Origin of the sequence: Pseudomonas germanica, assembly GCF_019614655.1 — a bacterium.
GTDB lineage: Bacteria > Pseudomonadota > Gammaproteobacteria > Pseudomonadales > Pseudomonadaceae > Aquipseudomonas > Aquipseudomonas neuropathica.
Map to the genome: position 1 here is coordinate 6,468,447 of NZ_CP071586.1, position 17,611 is coordinate 6,486,057.

The following is a 17,611-nucleotide window of genomic DNA, read 5'->3' on the forward strand; positions in this document are numbered from 1 at the left end:
CGACAGAGACCTTGCGCATGCCACTCGCCTTGCTTGCACTCGCTGTTGCCGCGTTCGGCATCGGCACCACCGAATTCGTCATCATGGGCCTGCTGCCCGACGTCGCCCGGGACCTCTCCGTGAGCATTCCCCATGCGGGCCTGCTGATTACCGGCTACGCCCTGGGCGTGGTGTTCGGCGCCCCGATCCTGGCGATCGGCACCGCGAACATGCCGCGCAAAGCGACGCTGTTGGGAATGACGCTGATGTTCATCCTTGGCAACGTGCTCTGCGCACTCGCGCCGAACTACGCGACGCTGATGGCCGCTCGCGTGGTCACCGCGCTGTGCCACGGCGCGTTCTTCGGCATTGGCTCGGTGGTTGCCGCCGGGCTGGTCGCACCGAACAAACGCGCGCAGGCGATTGCAATGATGTTCACCGGCCTGACCTTGGCCAACGTTCTCGGCGTGCCGCTGGGCACGGCGCTCGGACAGTATGCCGGCTGGCGCTCGACGTTCTGGGCGGTGTCGGTGATTGGTGTGATTGCGGCGCTCGCGCAATGGTTGTGGCTGCCAAAACACATCCCCATGGACAAGGCCAACCTCGCCAGCGAATTCAAGGTACTGGGTAAGGTCAACGTGTTGCTGGCTCTAGGCATGAGTGTGCTCGCGTCGACCAGTCTGTTCAGTGTGTTCACTTACATCGCGCCGATCCTGCAGGACATCACCGGCGTCAGCCCGCATGGCGTGACGGTGATGTTGCTGTTGTTCGGCGTCGGCTTGACCGGTGGCAGCATGCTCGGCGGGCGCCTGGCGGATAGCCGTTTGTTGCCGTCGCTGGTTGGTGTGGCCTTGGCGGTGGTGGTGATTCTGGCGGCGTTCAGTCAGACCAGTCGCTCTGTGGTGCCAGCGGCAATCACGCTGGTGCTGTGGGGGATTTTCGCTTTTGCGCTGTGCCCGATTCTGCAACTGCTGATCATCGATCAGGCCCATGAAGCACCGAACCTGGGCTCGACGTTGAACCAGAGTGCATTCAACCTTGGCAACGCAGCGGGTGCGTGGATCGGCGGGCTGGTGGTGGCCAGTGGCGCGGATCTGGCGGACTTGCCGTGGACGGGGGCGCTGGTCGGTGTATTGACGGTGCTGACGGCGCTGTTTTTCATCTATCTGCAACGTCGCGAAGCGGCTGCGGTCAATGTGTCCGGCTAGCCCTCACCCTAACCCTCTCCCAGAGGGAGAGGGGACTGACCGGGGGATGCTTCAGAAGTACGCCGACCTGAACGCGCATTGCCGAATCCATAATCGACTCGGTTATTCAGGTCGATGCATGCCGCAAGACAATAAGGTCGGCTCCCTCTCCCTCCGGGAGAGGGCTGGGGTGAGGGAAGCTTGTGCCCTCTGTCGCTCTCAGCCCATCAAACCCCTGCGCCCAAGCATCGGGCGCGCTCCACTCACCCCTCATCCAAAGGACCCCGGATGCTTGAACTTGTCGCCGCTTTCATCTGCCTCACCACCCTCCTCACCTTCGTCAATTTCCGCTTCATCGGCCTGCCGCCGACCATCGGCGTGATGGTCACCGCGCTACTGTTCTCGCTGATCCTGCAAGGCCTGAGCGTGCTCGGTTACCCCGGTCTCGAAGAACGCGTGCAGCAACTGATTGGCCAGATCGACTTCGGCGATCTGCTGATGAACTGGATGCTCTCGTTCCTGCTGTTCGCCGGCGCCCTGCACGTCAACCTCAATGATTTGCGCAGCTACCGCTGGCCCATCGGCCTGCTGGCGACCTTCGGCGTGTTGATTGCCACCACGGTGATCGGCAGTCTCGCCTATTACATTTTTGCCCTGTTCGGCTGGCACGTGAGTTTCCTGTACTGCCTGTTGTTCGGCGCGTTGATTTCGCCAACCGACCCGATCGCGGTGCTCGGCGTGCTGCGTACCGCCAATGCCTCGAAACCGCTGAAAACCACCATCGTCGGCGAGTCGCTGTTCAACGACGGCACGGCCGTGGTGGTGTTCACCGTGTTGCTGGGCATCGCCCAACTCGGCGAAACCCCGACCATCAGCGCCACCGCGATGTTGTTCTTTCACGAAGCGATTGGCGGCGTGCTGTTTGGCGGCCTGATCGGTTATCTGGTTTATCGAATGATCAAAAGCGTCGAGCAGCATCAAATCACCGTGATGCTGACGCTGGCGCTGGTCATTGGTGGTTCGGCGATGTCTACCGAGATTCACGTTTCAGCGCCGATTGCGATGGTGGTCGCCGGTCTGATCATCGGCAATGTCGGGCGCAATCTGGCGATGAATGACATGACCCGTCGTTATCTGGACGGTTTCTGGGAATTGCTCGATGACATGCTCAACGCGCTGCTGTTCGCGCTGATCGGCATGGAGCTGTTGCTGCTGCCATTCAACTGGTTGCACATGGCCGCGGCAGGTTTGTTGGCGGTGGCGATTCTGCTGTCGCGCCTGCTCACTGTGGCCCCGGCGATTCTGCTGCTGCGCCGCTGGCGGACAGTGCCGGCCGGCACCATCCGGATTCTGACCTGGGGCGGTTTGCGCGGCGGTGTTTCGGTGGCACTGGCCCTGGCCCTGCCGCTGGGTCCGGAGCGCGATCTGCTGCTGAGCATCACCTATATCGTGGTGCTGTCGTCGATCCTGTTGCAGGGCCTGACCATCGGCAAACTGGTCAAGTACGCAACTCGCAACGAGCCCGTGACCATCAGCGAAGCCGCTCACCGCTGATCATTTTTTGATCTCCTGCGGATCAGGTTTCCCGGCCTGATCCGCCGTTTCCTTCGGCGCGCCGCTCTCGCTGCGGATCTGCGCATGGCTGATCAGCGCAAAGATAAAGCTGCCGCCAATGATATTCCCCGCCAGCGTGGGGCCTGCGAATACCGCCCAGAAATCACTCCACGGCAATTCGCCGGCGAACACCAGATACGAGACCTCCGCCGAACCCACCACGATGTGAGTGAAGTCGCCGAGCGCCATCAGGTAGGTGATAAGGATGATGATCCACATCTTCGCGCTCTCCATGGACGGGATCATCCAGACCATGGTGGCGATCATCCAGCCGGAAACGATGCCCTTGGCGAACATCTGGCTGGCGTGGTTTTCCATGACCTTGCGACCGATTTCGAGGAAAGCTTGATCGGTTTTGGTGTCGAAGATCGGCAATTCGAGCATCACGTACGCGACCAGAATCGTCCCGCACAGATTACCGACCAAAACCACTGTCCACAGGCGGATCAACCGGCCGAAATTTTGCAGGGTCGGCTTGGTCATGACCGGCAATACGGCGGTCAAGGTGTTTTCGGTGAACAGTTGCTGGCGGGCGAGAATCACTGCGAGAAAACCCGCGCAGTAGCCGAAACTGGCGATCACCTTGAATTCGTCACCGTCGGGCAGGCGCGAGTTGAGCAGGCCCATGCCCATCAGTGACAGGCCCATGGTCAACCCGGCCGCCAGCGCCGACCACCAGAGTGCGGCGATACTGCGCTCCAGTTCCTGATCGCCTTGGCTGCGGATGATTTCGTGCAGGACAGCCGCGCGGGGCGGCTGGTTTTTCTCGACTTCGTGCTGTTCTTTGGCCGAGAGGTCGGGGGTCTTGCCGTCGGTGGGAGTGGTCATGGCGTGGGAACCGTGGGGGTGGTGTTTACCTACGACCCCGGCGGTTCATGGCTGTTCAGTGGGCAGATGATTCTTCGCTGACTGAACAACCGCTTTCGCGAGCAGGCTCGCTCCCACAGGTACAGCGTGATCCTTGTGGGAGCGAGCCTGCTCGCGAAGAAAGCGCCGCCGATGTCACTTGGTAACTAACTCATCTTCCTGGAACTGATCTTTCACATATTTGATTTCAGTGCGCCCGTGCGGTGCCGGCAAGCCGTCTTCACCGAGGTTCACAAAAACCATCTTCTCAACGGTGAGAATGCTCTTGCGAGTGATCTTGTTGCGCACTTCGCAGGTCAGGGTGATCGAGGTGCGGCCGAACTCGGTGGCGGTGATGCCCAGTTCGATGATGTCGCCCTGGCGCGAGGCGCTGACAAAGTTGATTTCGGAAATGTACTTGGTCACCACGCGCTGATTGCCCAACTGCACGATGGCGTAAATTGCCGCTTCCTCGTCGATCCAGCGCAGCAGGCTGCCGCCGAACAGGGTGCCGTTGGGGTTAAGGTCTTCGGGTTTTACCCATTTGCGGGTGTGGAAATTCATCTTCACTCCTGAGTGTCTTGCCGAACGATGGACGGTATCTTGGCAGACTGAGCGGTCAGGCTCCATGCGGCTTCGACTATGGTCGTCATTAACGATCTTCATCTGGCCGACAGAAACCCTTTGGAAGATCAGTCTAGACGGCTATAATCGCCCCCGTTTCAAAACGGTAACGTTCACTTGCTACCGTTTTCCCGCCACCTGTCCGAGGGGCGCTGCAGCAGGTTCAACCTGTCAGGCTCGGATGGGGCGTTGACTGGCTCAGGCCAGACACTAAACGCACAACGGCGCCCATTCGCATACATTACGAATGGAGGCTCTTCATGAGCGCTGTTATCACGCCTGCAGATTTTAACGATTACAAAGTTGCCGACATGTCCCTGGCTGCCTGGGGCCGTCGCGAAACCATCATCGCCGAATCGGAAATGCCGGCTCTGATGGGTCTGCGTCGCAAGTACTCCGGCGAACAGCCGTTGAAAGGCGCCAAGATCCTCGGCTGCATCCACATGACCATTCAGACTGCCGTGCTGATCGAAACCCTGGTTGCCCTGGGTGCCGAAGTACGTTGGTCGTCCTGCAACATTTTCTCCACTCAGGATCAGGCTGCTGCCGCTATCGCTGCTGCCGGCATCCCGGTTTTCGCCTGGAAAGGCGAAACTGAAGAAGAGTACGAGTGGTGCCTGGAGCAGACCATCCTGAAGGATGGCCAGCCATGGGACGCCAACATGATCCTTGACGACGGCGGCGACCTGACTCAGCTGCTGCACGACAAGTACCCACAAGTACTGGATCGCGTTCACGGCGTGACCGAAGAAACCACCACCGGCGTACACCGTCTGCTGGACATGCTGGCCAAGGGCGAGCTGAAAATCCCGGCCATCAACGTCAACGACTCGGTGACCAAGTCCAAGAACGACAACAAGTACGGCTGCCGTCACAGCCTGAACGACGCGATCAAGCGCGGTACCGACCACCTGCTGTCCGGCAAGCAAGCGCTGGTCATCGGTTACGGTGACGTGGGCAAGGGCTCCGCTCAGTCCCTGCGTCAGGAAGGCATGATCGTTAAAGTCTCCGAAGTTGACCCGATCTGCGCCATGCAAGCGTGCATGGACGGTTTCGAACTGGTTTCGCCGTTCATCGACGGTATCAACAACGGCACCGAAGCAAGCATCGACAAAGCGCTGCTGGGCAAGATCGACCTGATCGTGACCACCACCGGTAACGTCAATGTTTGCGACGCGAACATGCTCAAAGCGCTGAAGAAGCGCGCTGTTGTCTGCAACATCGGTCACTTCGACAACGAAATCGACACCGCTTTCATGCGCAAGAACTGGGCATGGGAAGAAGTGAAGCCGCAGGTACACAAGATCCACCGTACCGGCCCGGGCGCTTTCGACGCTCAGAACGACGACTACCTGATCCTGCTGGCCGAAGGCCGTCTGGTAAACCTGGGTAACGCCACTGGCCACCCAAGCCGCATCATGGACGGTTCGTTCGCCAACCAGGTTCTGGCGCAGATCTTCCTGTTCGGCCAGAAGTACGCCGACCTGTCGCCAGCCCAGAAAGCCGAGCGTCTGACCGTTGAAGTACTGCCGAAGAAACTCGACGAAGAAGTGGCCCTGGAAATGGTTCGCGGCTTCGGTGGCGTGGTCACTCAACTGACCAAGCAACAGGCTGACTACATCGGCGTGACCGTCGAAGGCCCGTTCAAGCCGCACGCTTACCGCTACTGATTGGCTGAGCGTCGACGCGGTGTGCCTGGCGCACCGCGTTGCCTGACTGGCGCTGCTGACCGCTCTGTGTAGGAGCTGCCGCAGGCTGCGATCTTTTGATCTGCAAAGATCGCAGCCTGCGGCAGCTCCTACAGGGTGCAGCGTCCGGCTTACGTGTTTCCAAGGGTATGACCATGTCCCAAGACCGTCGCTACAGCTTCGAGTTCTTCCCGACCAAGACCGATGCTGGGCATGAAAAACTGCTCGCCACTGCCCGTCAGCTGGCCACATACAATCCTGACTTCTTTTCCTGCACCTATGGCGCTGGTGGTTCGACCCGTGATCGCACCCTCAACACCGTTCTGCAACTGGAAAGCGAAGTCAAAATCCCGGCCGCACCGCACCTGTCGTGCGTCGGCGACAGCAAGGACGACCTGCGCGGCCTGCTGAACGAGTACAAGGCTGCCGGCATCAAGCGCATCGTCGCCCTGCGTGGTGACCTGCCGTCCGGCATGGGCATGACCAGCGGCGAGCTGCGTCACGCCAATGAACTGGTTGAATTCATTCGTGAAGAAACCGGCGATCATTTCCACATCGAAGTTGCCGCTTACCCGGAGATGCATCCACAAGCACGCAACTACGAAGACGATCTGGCCAACTTCGTGCGCAAGGCCCGTGCCGGCGCCGACAGCGCAATCACCCAGTACTTCTTCAACGCCGACAGCTACTTCTATTTCGTCGACCGTTTGCAGGCGCAGGGTGTCGATCTGCCAATCGTTCCGGGGATCATGCCGATCACCAACTACAGCAAACTCGCGCGCTTCTCCGATGCCTGCGGTGCGGAAATCCCGCGCTGGATCCGCAAGCAACTGGAAGCCTACGGCGATGACACACAAAGCATTCAGCGCTTTGGTGAGCAAGTTGTCAGCGAGATGTGCGAACGCCTGCTGCAAGGTGGCGCGCCGGGTCTGCACTTCTATTCCATGAACCAGGCTGAGCCTAGTCTGGCGATCTGGAATAACCTGAAATTGCCGCGTTAAGCATCATAGAAAGATCAAAAGATCGCAGCCTTCGGCAGCTCCTACAGGGGGTGTCGCAGTTGCGATCTTTTGCTTTTAAAGGCCCGAAACAGAGCTTGTGCAGGCACTTTCTGGCTCTTTCGCGTTTCTCGTCGTAATCTCAAGCCATGCCTTTGATCACGCAGTTATTCGCCGTGCTGGTTTTTGCTTGCCTGAGCTTCGCCGCTCGAGGCGAGAAGTTGCGTATTGTCACCGAGCCGTGGGCGCCCTATGTCTACGAAGAGAACGGTAAAAACCTCGGGCTGGATTACGAAACCACGGCCATTGTCTTCAAACGTCTGGGCATCGAAGTCGAATGGCAGTTCTTGCCGTGGAAGCGCTGCCTGTCGATGCTTGAGACCGGTCAGGCCGACGGTGCACTGGATATTTTTCACAGTGATGAACGCGACGCGACCCTGCTTTACCCAAGCGAGCCGCTGTCGGACGTCGAGTTCGTGATGTTCTACGCCAACGACCGGCCACACCCGTTCAGCAAACTCGAGGAACTCAAAGGCCTGACCATAGGCACCTCGCCGGGTTATCTGTACAGCCCCGATTTCAGCGAATCAACACTGTTTACCCGTGAACCGGCACCGACCCACGAAGCCAACTTCGGCAAACTGGTGCGCGGTCGCATCGACTTGCTGATCACCGATCGCCGTGTCGGTCAGCACTTGCTCGATGAGCTGAATATTCGCGATCAGATCACCGAAAACCCCACTGTCATTAGCCGCCAGAGCCAGTTTCTCGCGGTTAGACGCAATGCCGGCATGGATTTGCTGGTGCAGCGATTTGGCGCCGAGCTCAAGCGATTCAAGCGCGAACCGGCTTACGCCGAGCTGAGCGCACGCTACGGCGCGGCTCCCGCCATGGCTGCGCCGCTGGGCAATGCCACGGCCAGCGGTAAAACCGTTGAGCAGCAGGAAAGCAGCGCGCAGTGATTGCTCTGTTATACTCCGGCGTTCCCGCCAGGCTCACGCCCGGACGCCCGGAACCGTAACAGGCCTCTCGACCCGCTACAGCGCAGCTTTGCAGCCCGCGCGAGCACTCCAGACGTGCCTTCGGAACCGCAGCAGGACCGGACGGGATTGCGTCCTCTTAAACGCCATTCGCGCCAGGCAAGACTCCCATTGGGCCAAGCCCTAACTAAAACAGGATTACTCATGTCCTTTGCTTCCCTCGGTCTCTCCGAGGCTTTAGTCCGCGCCATCGAAGATGCGGGCTATACCGAGCCTACTCCGGTGCAACAGCGGGCCATTCCCGCCGTGTTGCAAGGTCGCGACCTGATGGTTGCGGCACAGACAGGTACCGGTAAAACCGGCGGTTTCGCCCTTCCGATCCTGGAGCGGTTGTTCCCCAACGGTCACCCGGACAAATCCCAGCGTCATGGCCCGCGCCAACCGCGCGTACTGGTCCTGACCCCGACCCGCGAACTCGCGGCCCAGGTTCACGAGAGCTTCAAGATCTACGCCCGTGACCTGAAATTCGTCAGCGCCTGCATCTTCGGCGGCGTCGGCATGAACCCACAGGTTCAGGCCATGTCCCGCGGCGTCGACGTACTCGTTGCCTGCCCGGGTCGCTTGCTCGACCTCTGCGGCCAGGGCAGCGTTGACCTGTCCCACGTGGAAATCCTCGTCCTCGACGAAGCCGACCGCATGCTCGACATGGGTTTCGTGCACGACGTGAAGAAAGTCCTCGCGCGCCTGCCGTCCAAGCGTCAGAACCTGCTGTTCTCGGCAACCTTCTCCAAAGACATCACCGACCTCGCCGGCAAGCTGCTGCACAACCCGGAACGCATCGAAGTGACGCCGCCGAACACCACGGTCGAGCGCATCGAACAACGCGTATTCCGTCTGCCGGCCAGCCACAAGCGTGCGCTGCTGGCACACCTGATCACCGCCGGCGCGTGGGAACAGGTGCTGGTCTTCACCCGCACCAAGCACGGCGCCAACCGTCTGGCCGAGTACCTGGACAAGCACGGCCTGCCGGCTGTAGCGATCCACGGTAACAAGAGCCAGAACGCGCGCACCAAAGCGCTGGCCGACTTCAAGGCCAACCAGGTACGCATTCTGGTTGCGACCGACATCGCCGCACGCGGTCTGGACATCGATCAGTTGCCACACGTGGTCAACTTCGAACTGCCGAACGTCGATGAAGACTACGTGCACCGTATCGGCCGTACCGGCCGTGCCGGTCGTTCGGGCGAGGCGATCTCGCTGGTTGCCCCGGACGAAGAGAAACTGCTGAAAAGCATCGAACGCATGACCAAGCAGAAAATCGCCGACGGCGACCTGATGGGCTTCGATTCGAGCACCATTGAAGCCGAGAAGCCGGAAGTGCGTGAGCGTCCGGACGTGCGTAACCCGCGCAATCCACGTGGCCCACGCGGCGACGGGCCGAATGGCGGCGGCGGTGGCGGCGGTCGTAAAGACAAAGGCAAAGACAAGGGCAAGGAAAAACCGGCCGGTGAACGTGGCGAGCGCCCTGCCCGTCAGCAGAAACCGCGCGAAGGCACTCCGAGCCGCGAACAGCGTCCGAGCCAACCGCCACGTGCGGCGGCTGATCGTGCACCGGACGAGTTCCTCGACGACGATATCGATAACTTCGGTAACCGCGTTGATTACGTACCAAAACCAGCCCCTGCCGGCGGCCGTGGCCGTCGTCCAGGCGCACCGGCTCAAGGTGCAGGCGCAGGTTCGGGCGCACCACGTGGCGGTCAGTCGCAGGGTCGTCAGAACGGTCCGCGCAACAGCAACGGTTCGAGCACCGGCACCCCGCCAGCCAAGCGCAGCGGCCCGCGTAACGGTGCACCGCGTGATGGGCAGTCGGGTCGTCGTGACGATTCCGCCTCGTCGTCGCGCAACCGCCGTCCGGCCCGTGACGATCAGCCACGTAGCGAACCAGCCGTGCAGAACCCGCGCAGCAACGGCCCGAAGATCATGCACAAGGAATCGAAAGCCGACCGCTTCCCGACGCCTGAGCAGCTCGATCAACTGCCAAGCCGCCCGCGTGGCGAAAAACCAGCATTGCTGACCCGCAATCGCTGAGTTAACGCCGCCATAAAAATGCCCCGTCTCGAAAGAGCCGGGGCATTTTTTTATGCCGCCACAAATACCCCTGAATCACCGCATATCCCCTGTGGGAGCGAGCCTGCTCGCGAAAGCGGTCATTCGCCAACATCATTGCTGACTGACCCGCCGCCTTCGCGAGCAGGCTCGCTCCCACAGGGGATGCGTGTGTGTCGTAGGCAATAAAAAACGCCCCCGATCTTTCGACCGGGGGCGTTTTTGTGTGGCAGAGCAAAAGTTATTTAACTTTCACGCCTTCCAGCGAGATGTCCAGATCTGCGGTTTGCGAGGTAGGACCTGGGCCCTTGATCCCGAAATCGTTCAGGTTGAGGGTGGTCTTGGCGTTGAAGCCAGCGCGTTCGCCGCCCCATGGATCCTTGCCTTCGCCGTTGAACGTAGCCTTGAAGGTCACAGGCTTGGTCACACCGTGCAGGGTCAGGTCGCCAGTCACGTCAGCAGTCTTTTCACCGGTCGATTTAACGGCGGTGGAGACGAACTTGGCATCAGCAAATTTGCCAACGTCGAGGAAGTCTTTGCTGGCGATGTGCTTGTCACGTTCAGCGTGGTTCGACCACAGGCTGGCGGTTTTCACATCAACCGAGATCTTGCTGGCTTCAGGCTTGGCCGAATCCCACGAGAACGTACCGTCGAAATCTTTGAAAGTACCGTGAATGAAGCTGTAGCCCAGATGGCTGATTTTCCAGTCAACGAAGGCGTGCTGACCTTCCTTGTCGATTTTGTAGTCCGCAGCCATGGCCTGACCAGCCGAGAGCAGTGCAGAACCGATTGCCAGAGCGGCCAGAGTCTTTTTCAACATGCTTTCTTTTCCTTTGAGTCGAGGTTGAATTTCAGGCTTTGCGACCGAGCATTCGCGTCAGGGTCGCATCACGATCGATAAAGTGGTGCTTCAATGCTGCCAACGCATGGAGGCCGGAAAAAATTACCAGTGCCCACGCGAGCCAGAGATGAATCACCCCAGCGGTATCTGCCTGATCCGGTAGCCCGGAAACCAGTGCAGGAACTTCAAACAGGCCAAACACCGGGATCCCGACACCGTCTGCGGTGGAAATCAGGTAACCGGCAAGCATCACAGCGAACAGCCCCAGATACAGAAACCCATGGCCGAACTTGGCGCCGATGCGGGTCATGCGGCTGTAGCTTTGCAGCGTCGGCGGCGGTGGGCTGATAAAGCGCCACAGCACCCGCAACACCATCACACCCAACAGCACCAGACCGATACTCTTGTGCAGATCCGGCGCCTCTTTGCGCCAGCTGCTGTAGTAATCCAGCCCGACCATCCACAGGCCCAACGCGAACAGCCCGAAGACCACCAGCGCCACACCCCAGTGCATGAAGATGCTGACCCAACCATAGCGCGAAGAAGAGTTACGTAGCTGCATTGCCCAAATCCTGTGAGAACTGCGAACCAAGACTAGCGAGTTATCTATCGAATTAAAGCGGAAAATTTTGCTTTGAAATATCGAGAAATACGATCAAGAGTCTGGAAGTGGCGTGTTAAGGAAAGATTAAAGGCGATTCTACCGCGCAGCGCTCGGACCACGGGGCGCGATTCTCCTTCTGCTCCGGCGCGCCGCGGAGCAGGCAGTGATCACAAAAAATTCGCAGAAAAAGAAAATTCATTTAATAACTATGTATCGCTAGTTGGCCGCTTGCCCCTGATCAAATGATGACTCAATCATTCATTGAAAAGGTGAAAAACATGGCGCTTCGTTATAGCCCCTTTCAAGCAAGTGGCACTTCCGAGTTACCACCAAACCAGACAATGTCTCCGGGCCAATACCTGCAATCCGAGAACGGTCGATATCGGTTGTTATTGCAGAGCGATGGCAATCTGGTGATAAAAGAAGGTGAAGCATTAGTCTGGATTGCCGACAACAATCAACCTTACAGTGCAACTCTGCATCCAAAGAAGATGCGTGAACCACTACAATTTGTCGTAAGTAATAACGGATTTCTCTTCGACCCTTCCAGACGGCGACTATGGATTGCCGAAAGTACCCACACCCTCGAAAAGTCGCTGTGGTACAACACTTACCTGACGATGCAGGACGATGGCAATCTGGTCATTTACGATCAGCGCAACGGCAACCTGCGTTGGGCTCGCTTCGGTTTTATCCCCGGGCGGATTCGAAAACCCAAGCAGCGCTGGCTCAGAAAGTTACCGAACGGCACCGAGTTCTATAAATGGGACTTTTAACAAGCCACCGCTCTTTTGATTGATTAGTTGGTGAAAACTGGCGGCGGCTGCAAGCAATCGGCACTGTAGGGATCAATCTTGCATTGATGCGCAAGTTCTGCGTTATATCCACCTGGAAAGAAACGCCCATTGGCACAACCGGAAAGTGTCATCAACAGAAGTATTACCGTAAGTCTTTTCATCGAGCGACTCCAATTTCTTCAAGCATAAAGTTGGAGCTCAGGCACCCGCTATCATTTCGTTCCGATTGTTTTGTGGGAAGTGTCCTGCGCAAAGGTAAGCCTTGAGACTGCACCGGGAAGGATCGAAGTGCGCGCTTCTGGCAAAAAAAAACGCGGCCCGTGTGGCCGCGTTTTTTTTATTGAAGCAAAGGCCTACTGCGCCTTGGTCTCAGTGGTGGCTGCCGGCTTGGCCGCTGGCTTCTTCGCCGGCTCAGCCTTCTTCGCTGCCGGTTTCGCCGCAGGCTTTTTCGCCTCGGTTTTAGCCGCTGGTTTCTTCACCGCTGGCTTGGCCGCTGCTTTCTTCGCCGGTTCAGCTTTCACTGGTGCCGCAGGCTTCGGCGGTTCCACCGGAGCTGGCGCAGGTGCCGGAGTCGGCGCTGGTGCGACCGGAGCAGGAGCCGGCTCTGGCGCCTTCACTGGCTCAGGCTTCTTCTCGTCATCCGAACCACCGAACAGGTTGCTGAAGAAGTTGCCCTTCTTCGCCGCCACGGCACCCGCCGCGCCCGCCGCTGCTGCAGCCGGCACTACTTTGGCTGGCTCAAACGATTTGCCTGCCGCCAGATCTTCAACCTGACTCGCCGCCCGCTGACCGGTGCGCAGCGCGCCTTCCAGGGTGCCCGGGTATAAGGTGTCGGTGTGTTCGCCGGCGAACGTCACGCGTTGCAGCGGACGCTCCCACAGACGCCAGAACTTGCTGATCTGGCCCGGGCCGTAAGCCAGGTACGCGCCGCCCATCGACGGGTCGGTGCTGTAGCGGCGGATTTCATAACCGGTGAACGAACCACGAGCCTGTGGATAAAACGCGTGCAGACGAATCAGCACCTGATCGACCATTTGCTTGTCGCCAAACGCCTGCATCACACGAGCGTTGTCGCCGGACAGGTTGATCACCACGTTGGCGCCGCCCTTCAGGGCTGGCTCGATCCACAACATGCCGAGACCGGTGTTGCTGTAGATCTCGCCGGACATGCGCGCCTTGCTTTCCCACACCGGCGTCTTGAACTTCAGCATGATCTGGTCACGCCAGCCGTAGTTGGTGCCCTTGATCGCCGCCAGATGCTGAGCGTCCAGCGCCGGGGTCAGGGCAATCTTGTTCAGTGCACGCAGCGGCACAGCCAGCACAACGTAGTCGGCCTGATAGCCAACACTGCCGACCTTGACGGTCACGCCGTCCTTGTCCTGAGTGATCGCCGACACCGGCGAGTTGGTCTTGATGGTTTTGATCTGTTTGACGAACGCCTGCGCCAGCACTTGGCTGCCGCCGACCAGACGCGAAGCGCGCAGGTCACGGTCGGAGATGCCGCGATACACGCGGTTCTGCTGCGCGAAGTACAGCAGCGACAGACGCGAAGGCTCGTCGTAGTGAGTGCGGATGTCCTGGTTGATCAACTGGCGCGCAGTGGCTGGCAGGTTCTGCTTGTCGAGCCAGCTCGATACGGTGATCTGGTCCAGCGCGTGCAGGGTGCTGGTTGCCGCCGGGTTTTGCGGGTCGTCAATCGAACGCGCCAGATCATCGAGGGTTTTCTGGTAGCGCTTCAAGGCATCGGCGGTGGCCGGCTGCTTGGTCGCCAGATCGGCGGCAGAGAAATACTCGCCGTCGATCAGGTAGCCCGGGGTACGCACGAATTCCGGCGCCGGCGTGGTGCCCAGCTTGAACGTCGAGACGTACTTGTTCAGCACTGGCTGGGTCTTGTCGTTGCCGATCCACTCGCTGGTGGCCATGCCCGAGCGCCCCCCCAGGCTCGGTTTGGCTTCCAGCAGGGTGACCTGCCAGCCTTTGTTTTGCAGCTCATAAGCGGCGGTCAGGCCCGACAGGCCGCCGCCGATCACGATTGCAGTTTTATCCTTGGCCAGCGCTGTAACGCTGAACAGCCCCAACATCACCAGCGCACAGGCGCGCAGCCAACCGACAGACATTCAGCGAACTCCGGAAATACACGTAGGAAAAAGCAGTTTTGCGGGTCAGACGACCCAAAGAACCGCGAAGAATACGTTAGCCATCAAAACGCCGCCAGCGACGTCTATCGGCTCATACAAAGTAGCTCAATCGACACAATGGGTTGTCCCCGCGCGACGCATTGCATAGGCTTGCGCGATTGTTTGCCCGCGCCTGACGCGAGCCGCCTCGAGGAGACTGTAAATGGGCCTGAATAACCAGTGGATGCAACGCGACCTCGCGGTGTTGTGGCATCCCTGCACCCAGATGAAAGACCACGAACAGCTGCCGCTGATCCCGATCAAGCGCGGCGAAGGCGTCTGGCTCGAAGACTTCGAAGGCAAGCGCTACCTCGACGCCGTCAGCTCGTGGTGGGTCAACGTGTTTGGCCACGCCAACCCGCGCATCAATCAGCGCATCAAGGATCAGGTCGATCAGCTGGAGCACGTGATTCTGGCTGGCTTCAGCCATCAACCGGTGATCGAACTGTCCGAGCGTCTGGTGAAGATGACCCCGGAAGGCTTGAACCGGGTGTTCTACGCCGATAACGGTTCGTCCTGCATCGAAGTCGCGCTGAAAATGAGCTTTCACTACTGGCTCAATCGCGGCCAACCAAACAAGAAGCGCTTCGTCACCCTGACCAACAGCTACCACGGTGAAACCATGGCAGCGATGGCGGTCGGTGACGTGCCGCTGTTCACCGAAACCTACAAAGCGCTGTTGATGGACACCATCAAGGTGCCGAGCCCGGATTGCTACGGGCGCCCCGAAGGCATGAGTTGGGAGGAACATTCGCGCAACATGTTCGCGGCCATGGAACAGACCTTGGCCGAGAACCATGACAGCGTCGCGGCAGTGATCGTCGAGCCGTTGATTCAGGGTGCCGGCGGCATGCGCATGTATCACCCGGTGTATCTGACGTTGCTGCGCGAGGCCTGCGACCGTTATGGCGTGCACCTGATCCTCGATGAAATCGCCGTCGGCTTCGGTCGCACCGGGACGATGTTTGCCTGCGAGCAGGCCGGTATTCGTCCGGACTTCCTCTGCTTGTCGAAGGCGCTGACCGGCGGCTATCTGCCGTTGGCGGCGTGCCTGACCACCGATGAGGTCTACAGCGCGTTCTACGACGACTATCCAACCCTGCGCGCCTTCCTCCATTCGCACAGCTACACCGGCAACCCGCTGGCGTGCGCGGCGGCACTGGCGACGCTGGATATCTTCGAGCAGGACAACGTCATCGAGAACAACAAGGCCCTGGCCCAGCACATGGCCTCGGCGACGGCGCATCTGGTCGATCACCCGAACGTCTCCGAAGTGCGTCAGACCGGCATGGTCCTGGCCATCGAGATGGTCAAGGATAAAGCCACGAAAGAGGCCTACCCTTGGCAGGAACGTCGCGGTTTGAAAGTGTTCCAGCATGCGCTGGAACGTGGCGCGTTGCTGCGCCCGCTCGGTAGCGTGGTGTATTTCCTGCCGCCGTACGTGATCACCCCGGAGCAGATCGACTTCCTCGCCGAAGTGGCTAGCGAAGGCATCGACATCGCTACGCGTGACAGCGTCAGCGTCGCCGTGCCGAAAGACTTCCATCCCGGCTTCCGTGACCCAGGCTAACCGTGACCGCTCGTTCCCACGCTCCGCGTGGGCATGCAGCCCGGGACGCTCCGCGTCCCAAAGCGGACGCAGAGCGTCCATTGAGGCATTCCCACGCAGAGTGTGGGAACGATCTAATCTGAGAGACCCGAAATGAGACTGTCCCGCTTCTTTATCGACGCCCCCCTGAGCACTGGCGAACACGAATTGCCGGAGGCCCAGGCGCATTACATCAGCCGCGTACTGCGCATGGCCGAGGGCGATGCGGTGCAGCTGTTCGACGGTTCCGGCCATGAGTTTCGCGGCGCCCTGCTGGAAGTCGGCAAGAAACGCGTGACCGTGCAGATCGACGAGCAATTCGCCGGTCAGGTCGAATCGCCGCTGCACATCCACCTCGGTCAGGGCCTGTCCCGTGGCGAGCGAATGGACTGGGCGATTCAGAAAGCCACCGAACTGGGCGTGAATGAAATCACCCCAATCTTCAGTGACCGCTGCGAAGTCCGCCTCAAGGACGAACGCGCCGACAAACGCCTGCTGCACTGGCGTCAGGTGGCGATCAGCGCCTGTGAACAATGTGGGCGCTCGCGGGTGCCGGTGATTCATCCGCCGGTGTTGTTGGCAGACTGGATCAAGCAGACCGAAGCCGAGTTGAAACTGGTGCTGCATCCGGTGGCAGAGCCGTTGGTGAGTCATGCCAAACCGGCGACGCTGGCGTTCTTGATCGGGCCTGAGGGCGGTTTGACGGATGCCGAAGTCGAGCAAGCCAAAGGCAACGGTTTCCACGCCGCCCGCCTCGGCCCGCGCGTGCTGCGCACTGAAACTGCGCCGGTGGTTGCACTGGCGGTGGCCCAACAGCTTTGGGGTGACTTCTAAGGCCCCATCGCTGGCAAGCCAGCTCCCACAGGATCTTTGTTGGCCACAACATCCGTGAACAACGCTAAACCCTGTGGGAGCTGGCTTGCCAGCGATTAGCCGCGCCTCGGTCTATAGGACGTAAAACAAGATCGCGACAAAGTGCAGCAAGCTCCCCGCAATCACAAACAAATGCCAGATCCCATGCGCATGCCGCAGCCGGTGATCCAGGGCAAAAAAGATAATCCCCACCGTGTACAAAACCCCGCCCGACGCCAGCCAGGCAAAACCTGTCGTACCCAGCGCCGCAATCAGCGGTTTGACCGCCACCAACACAATCCAGCCCATCACCGCATAAATCACGATCGACAGAATCCGCGCTTCCGAACGCGGTTTGATCTCCTGCAGGATGCCAATCAGCGCTAACCCCCAGACAATCCCGAACAACGTCCAGCCCCACGGTCCGCGCAGGGTCACCAGGCAGAACGGCGTGTAACTGCCGGCGATCAACAGGTAGATCGAAAAGTGATCAACCTTCTTCATGATCGCTTTCTTGCGCCCGCGCACGCTGTGGTACACGGTCGAGGCGCTGTAGAGCACCAGTAAGGTAAAGGCGTAGATCGCCACACTGACAATCTTCCACGGGCTGCCGTCGAGGCTGGCGATCACCAGCATCCAGACGCCGCCGATAAACGCTGCCACTGCCCCGACCAAATGCGTCCAGGCGTTGAGTTTTTCTCCGTGATACATGTATCGCTCACCTCAATAT

Annotated in this window: 15 protein-coding genes and 1 riboswitch; of the genes, 9 read left to right on the top strand and 6 right to left on the bottom strand. The window is 59.5% G+C overall.

The genetic code is table 11. The features are described 5' to 3' along the window. The first annotated feature begins 17 nt into the window (after positions 1-17). Together J0G10_RS28735 and J0G10_RS28740 are read left to right on the top strand one after the other, a co-directional pair. Complete coding sequence (locus J0G10_RS28735) at positions 18-1,187, top strand: MFS transporter (protein ID WP_095049491.1); 1,170 nt, start codon at positions 18-20, stop codon at positions 1,185-1,187. 267 nt (positions 1,188-1,454) lie between these two features. Further along, positions 1,455-2,720 carry a cation:proton antiporter gene (locus J0G10_RS28740; protein ID WP_220557109.1) on the top strand — a complete coding sequence of 422 codons (1,266 nt, stop codon included), beginning with the start codon at positions 1,455-1,457 and terminating at the stop codon, positions 2,718-2,720. Here J0G10_RS28740 and J0G10_RS28745 read toward each other — a convergent pair whose 3' ends face one another. Together J0G10_RS28745 and J0G10_RS28750 are read right to left on the bottom strand one after the other, a co-directional pair. Then, positions 2,721-3,608, bottom strand: coding sequence for a formate/nitrite transporter family protein (locus tag J0G10_RS28745; protein ID WP_095049489.1), 888 nt, complete (start codon positions 3,606-3,608; stop codon positions 2,721-2,723). 174 nt (positions 3,609-3,782) lie between these two features. After that, positions 3,783-4,190: an acyl-CoA thioesterase gene (locus J0G10_RS28750; RefSeq protein WP_016984776.1), complete on the bottom strand. Its 408-nt coding sequence runs from the start codon at positions 4,188-4,190 to the stop codon at positions 3,783-3,785. 198 nt (positions 4,191-4,388) lie between these two features. Next, positions 4,389-4,487: riboswitch (S-adenosyl-L-homocysteine riboswitch) on the top strand. 23 nt (positions 4,488-4,510) lie between these two features. Here J0G10_RS28750 and ahcY point away from each other — a divergent pair. The 4 genes from ahcY to J0G10_RS28770 all read left to right on the top strand — a co-directional run bounded on the left by ahcY (position 4,511) and on the right by J0G10_RS28770 (position 10,004). Beyond that, positions 4,511-5,920: an adenosylhomocysteinase gene (gene ahcY / locus J0G10_RS28755; RefSeq protein WP_007913721.1), complete on the top strand. Its 1,410-nt coding sequence runs from the start codon at positions 4,511-4,513 to the stop codon at positions 5,918-5,920. Positions 5,921-6,093: 173 nt separating this feature from the next. Then, positions 6,094-6,939, top strand: a complete 846-nt coding sequence (gene metF, locus J0G10_RS28760) for a methylenetetrahydrofolate reductase [NAD(P)H] (RefSeq protein ID WP_007913720.1) — start codon at positions 6,094-6,096, stop codon at positions 6,937-6,939. A 146-nt stretch (positions 6,940-7,085) separates the two neighbouring features. After that, positions 7,086-7,898: a substrate-binding periplasmic protein gene (locus tag J0G10_RS28765; protein WP_095049488.1), complete on the top strand. Its 813-nt coding sequence runs from the start codon at positions 7,086-7,088 to the stop codon at positions 7,896-7,898. Between the two features lie 222 nt (positions 7,899-8,120). Next, positions 8,121-10,004 (top strand): DEAD/DEAH box helicase, encoded by a 1,884-nt coding sequence (locus J0G10_RS28770; protein WP_220557110.1) that lies wholly within the window; start codon positions 8,121-8,123, stop codon positions 10,002-10,004. A gap of 259 nt (positions 10,005-10,263) precedes the next feature. Here J0G10_RS28770 and J0G10_RS28775 read toward each other — a convergent pair whose 3' ends face one another. Both J0G10_RS28775 and J0G10_RS28780 read right to left on the bottom strand, forming a co-directional pair. After that, positions 10,264-10,842 carry a YceI family protein gene (locus J0G10_RS28775; RefSeq protein ID WP_038358767.1) on the bottom strand — a complete coding sequence of 193 codons (579 nt, stop codon included), beginning with the start codon at positions 10,840-10,842 and terminating at the stop codon, positions 10,264-10,266. Positions 10,843-10,873: 31 nt separating this feature from the next. Next, positions 10,874-11,425 (bottom strand): cytochrome b, encoded by a 552-nt coding sequence (locus tag J0G10_RS28780; RefSeq protein ID WP_095049486.1) that lies wholly within the window; start codon positions 11,423-11,425, stop codon positions 10,874-10,876. 320 nt (positions 11,426-11,745) lie between these two features. Between J0G10_RS28780 and J0G10_RS28785 the strand changes: the two genes are divergently transcribed. After that, positions 11,746-12,243, top strand: coding sequence for a hypothetical protein (locus J0G10_RS28785; protein WP_220557111.1), 498 nt, complete (start codon positions 11,746-11,748; stop codon positions 12,241-12,243). A gap of 374 nt (positions 12,244-12,617) precedes the next feature. On the opposite strand, the gene J0G10_RS28790 is transcribed toward J0G10_RS28785, so the two are convergent. After that, positions 12,618-14,381, bottom strand: coding sequence for a flavin monoamine oxidase family protein (locus J0G10_RS28790; protein WP_095049485.1), 1,764 nt, complete (start codon positions 14,379-14,381; stop codon positions 12,618-12,620). 223 nt (positions 14,382-14,604) lie between these two features. On the opposite strand from J0G10_RS28790, the gene J0G10_RS28795 reads away from it, so the two are divergent. Next, on the top strand, positions 14,605-16,011 hold the full coding sequence (locus J0G10_RS28795; protein WP_095049484.1) for an adenosylmethionine--8-amino-7-oxononanoate transaminase: 1,407 nt from the start codon (positions 14,605-14,607) through the stop codon (positions 16,009-16,011). A 132-nt stretch (positions 16,012-16,143) separates the two neighbouring features. Next, positions 16,144-16,863, top strand: a complete 720-nt coding sequence (locus J0G10_RS28800; protein ID WP_007913710.1) for a 16S rRNA (uracil(1498)-N(3))-methyltransferase — start codon at positions 16,144-16,146, stop codon at positions 16,861-16,863. A gap of 111 nt (positions 16,864-16,974) precedes the next feature. Here the strand turns inward: J0G10_RS28800 and trhA are convergent, their stop codons facing one another. Next, positions 16,975-17,592: a PAQR family membrane homeostasis protein TrhA gene (gene trhA / locus J0G10_RS28805; protein ID WP_047596560.1), complete on the bottom strand. Its 618-nt coding sequence runs from the start codon at positions 17,590-17,592 to the stop codon at positions 16,975-16,977. Positions 17,593-17,611: the final 19 nt, after the last annotated feature.

What these genes read in the sequence shown, in the direction of transcription:
- J0G10_RS28785 (WP_220557111.1), top strand. Translation starts at nt 11,746, where the DNA reads ATGGCGCTTCGTTATAGCCCCTTTCAAGCAAGTGGCACTTCCGAGTTA.
- J0G10_RS28770 (WP_220557110.1), top strand. Translation starts at nt 8,121, where the DNA reads ATGTCCTTTGCTTCCCTCGGTCTCTCCGAGGCTTTAGTCCGCGCCATC.
- ahcY (WP_007913721.1), top strand. Translation starts at nt 4,511, where the DNA reads ATGAGCGCTGTTATCACGCCTGCAGATTTTAACGATTACAAAGTTGCC.
- J0G10_RS28735 (WP_095049491.1), top strand. Translation starts at nt 18, where the DNA reads ATGCCACTCGCCTTGCTTGCACTCGCTGTTGCCGCGTTCGGCATCGGC.
- J0G10_RS28780 (WP_095049486.1), bottom strand. Translation starts at nt 11,425, where the DNA reads ATGCAGCTACGTAACTCTTCTTCGCGCTATGGTTGGGTCAGCATCTTC.
- J0G10_RS28775 (WP_038358767.1), bottom strand. Translation starts at nt 10,842, where the DNA reads ATGTTGAAAAAGACTCTGGCCGCTCTGGCAATCGGTTCTGCACTGCTC.
- J0G10_RS28765 (WP_095049488.1), top strand. Translation starts at nt 7,086, where the DNA reads ATGCCTTTGATCACGCAGTTATTCGCCGTGCTGGTTTTTGCTTGCCTG.
- trhA (WP_047596560.1), bottom strand. Translation starts at nt 17,592, where the DNA reads ATGTATCACGGAGAAAAACTCAACGCCTGGACGCATTTGGTCGGGGCA.
- metF (WP_007913720.1), top strand. Translation starts at nt 6,094, where the DNA reads ATGTCCCAAGACCGTCGCTACAGCTTCGAGTTCTTCCCGACCAAGACC.
- J0G10_RS28750 (WP_016984776.1), bottom strand. Translation starts at nt 4,190, where the DNA reads ATGAATTTCCACACCCGCAAATGGGTAAAACCCGAAGACCTTAACCCC.
- J0G10_RS28795 (WP_095049484.1), top strand. Translation starts at nt 14,605, where the DNA reads ATGGGCCTGAATAACCAGTGGATGCAACGCGACCTCGCGGTGTTGTGG.
- J0G10_RS28800 (WP_007913710.1), top strand. Translation starts at nt 16,144, where the DNA reads ATGAGACTGTCCCGCTTCTTTATCGACGCCCCCCTGAGCACTGGCGAA.
- J0G10_RS28790 (WP_095049485.1), bottom strand. Translation starts at nt 14,381, where the DNA reads ATGTCTGTCGGTTGGCTGCGCGCCTGTGCGCTGGTGATGTTGGGGCTG.
- J0G10_RS28740 (WP_220557109.1), top strand. Translation starts at nt 1,455, where the DNA reads ATGCTTGAACTTGTCGCCGCTTTCATCTGCCTCACCACCCTCCTCACC.
- J0G10_RS28745 (WP_095049489.1), bottom strand. Translation starts at nt 3,608, where the DNA reads ATGACCACTCCCACCGACGGCAAGACCCCCGACCTCTCGGCCAAAGAA.